The sequence below is a fragment of the Mesorhizobium sp. M7A.F.Ca.CA.004.06.1.1 genome (assembly GCF_003999135.1).
Lineage (GTDB): Bacteria > Pseudomonadota > Alphaproteobacteria > Rhizobiales > Rhizobiaceae > Mesorhizobium.
In genome coordinates, this window is sequence record NZ_RZPQ01000832.1 from 1 (window position 1) to 2,469 (window position 2,469).

The window sequence follows — 2,469 nt, forward strand, 5'->3', positions numbered from 1 at the left end:
GGAGTGGAAGGTCAGCACTTCCCGATCGTTGCGTCACGTCTGCTACCTGTTCTGGTGTCCGTCATTCTCTTAACAGATAGGCAGCCCAACCGCGCAAGGAAGCATGGACACTTCCACCCGGGCCGGGTTAGCGGACGTCAAGTCCAGTTCGAGAGAACCGTTTCCATCTCAACCGTCTCGACCTGCTGCGCGAAACGTTGGTGGTAAACGGTCAGCAGTGCATCATGGGTTGCGTCAGAAGAACTGCACAGCGCGTCCGTGACGAGAACCACGCGATAGCCGAAATCGATGGCCCCGAGCACGGTGGCGAGAACGCAAACATCTGTTTCGCCACCGGTAATGACCAGCGTATCGATGCCGCGCTCCACCAGAAGGGCTCTGAGGCGCCCTTCGAACCAGGGCGAATAGATGTGCTTGTCGATGATCGCCGCTGGCGGGCAGTAGCCGGCTAAAGACGGCAACAGTTCGGTCATTTCGGGCCCGATCGTCTCGATCGTCAGGGAAGCCCAGCGCTCATAATAGCGCTTCCATGTGCCGACGCCCTGCCCCGGCTTTTCGGCTGGCAGGAAGCGTGTAAAGACCGTCTGTGGCGCGCGTCTTTCGACCAGCCTCTCGATCTGCGGGAGAACCCGGGTGATCCAGGGCGTTGCCCATTGAGACGGCTCGGCAAACAGCCGCTGCATATCCACGCAGACATGCATGCATCGATCGCCGAGAGGTCCGTATGCCAGCCCCGGCATCGACATCAGCGCTTCTCCGACCGACGATGCATTTCCCTGTTTCCTCACTTTGTCGGCAAAGACACGCAACGCCGCGCGCAAGCACTGGTTCCTGAAATAGCCACAGGAACCGACGCAAATGGCTGGCGTTTCCGCTGAGATGAATGGAGGTGCTCGCATGAGACCGCGCGAGAGGCGTTGGAGCCGCAAGTCAGCCGGGGCGCCAAAATGGAACTAAGCGGAGGATGTCTCTGCGGCACGATCCGCTTCCGCGTTGGAAGCGAACCGAGAGTGCATTATTGCCATTGTGATATGTGCCGGCGAACGACCGGCAGTGCCTTCGCAGTTGTGGCCTGGGTGCCTTCCCAAAGCGTGACCTGGACCAATGCGACGCCGGCCTATCGCAGATCTTCACCGATTGCCCGGAGGGGCTTCTGCTCCGCCTGCGGATCGCCGCTCAGCCTTGCCTATGACGCATCGCCCGGAGAGATCGCGTTGCATGTCGGAACGTTCGACGATCCGGCTCGCCTGGAGCCGCGCTACAATTATGGATCGAGGCAGCGACTTGGCTGGGTTTGCTGCGGAATAGACCTGCCGCACCACGATACCGAGGAGCGATGGTGAAACCATGTCTGAAGGGCAAGCCAGATGAGCATGTTTTACCGGGCGGCCAAGATTGCCGAAGAGGTCCACGCAGCACAGCGCGACAAGACCGGGCGACCGTATATCGAGCACTGCCGCCGGGTCGTCGACGCGGTCGAAACCACGGACCAGAAGGTCGTCGCCTATCTCCATGACGTCGTGGAAAAGGGCGAAGGCTGGAACCGGACCAGGTTGGACGAGGCCGGTTTTGGCCCGACGATCGCTTCGGCCGTCGACGCCATGTCGCGCAGGGATGGCGAGGACTACTTCGCGTTCGTGCGACGAGCGGCATCGAATCCATTGGCGCTGCCGGTGAAGCGCGCGGATCTGGCGGACAATATCTGGCAAGCCCGACAGGTCGGGGCATCGACTGTCAAATATGAGGAGGCACTACGCATCCTTGATGACGAGTTTCCGCGCCGTCAGCACCAGCCTTGAATCAACTCGCCCCGCTGCGAACGGGCAATCTACTCCGGGACGTGGGGCGTGTGCCGTCTGTCCTCCGCGGGCTCAGCATCGATGCGCGCCTTTTCCGGATCGAATGCACCATGACGTGCAATGGGCCGCGCCGCGGTTTCAGGCGTCTCGTATGCCCACATGAAATCGTCAGCCGAGCTGCCCACCGCATGGACGCGCCAGTAGCTCGCGGTGCCTTTCGAAGGGGAGCGGCTGGTGGTGTTCGTCTTTTCGAAAAGGTCGAAATAGATGTCTTCGAAAGGGATGTAGAACACGGGCTCATGTCCTTCTTCCTGAAGCACTTTCGCCCGTTCCGTAGCAGCGACTATGGCGTCGGAAAATCGTACCGTCACCGTGCCGACAAACGGTACTATGGCCAGCTGGCCAGCATGGTGTGCTGAGATTGCGTCTGAAGCTTGCATTCAAATTCTCCCTGGCTGCCGATTGATTGCGAGGCCGCATTTCGGTTCGTCATGCATGGAGACGAAATGCGCGGCGATGCGTCAGGTTCCGGCCTCTACTATGAGGTCGGATGACGACCCCACTTCAGCGTTTGCCATGGCTGTCGAGAAACGCAGCCAACAATCGCGAAACCTGATCAGAAGCCTCACGCGTCGGGAAGTGTCCGATGCCATCCAGCACCACCCGCCTG

Annotated in this window: 3 protein-coding genes; 1 reads left to right on the plus strand and 2 read right to left on the minus strand. The window is 60.3% G+C overall.

The features are described 5' to 3' along the window. Positions 1-137 precede the first annotated feature (137 nt). Positions 138-746 carry a cysteine hydrolase gene (locus EN906_RS30795; protein WP_127267549.1) on the minus strand — a complete coding sequence of 203 codons (609 nt, stop codon included), beginning with the start codon at positions 744-746 and terminating at the stop codon, positions 138-140. A 621-nt stretch (positions 747-1,367) separates the two neighbouring features. Here EN906_RS30795 and EN906_RS30805 point away from each other — a divergent pair. After that, positions 1,368-1,799: an HD domain-containing protein gene (locus EN906_RS30805; protein WP_127267543.1), complete on the plus strand. Its 432-nt coding sequence runs from the start codon at positions 1,368-1,370 to the stop codon at positions 1,797-1,799. A 29-nt stretch (positions 1,800-1,828) separates the two neighbouring features. On the opposite strand, the gene EN906_RS30810 is transcribed toward EN906_RS30805, so the two are convergent. After that, positions 1,829-2,239 (minus strand): DUF427 domain-containing protein, encoded by a 411-nt coding sequence (locus EN906_RS30810; RefSeq protein WP_127267544.1) that lies wholly within the window; start codon positions 2,237-2,239, stop codon positions 1,829-1,831. Positions 2,240-2,469: the final 230 nt, after the last annotated feature.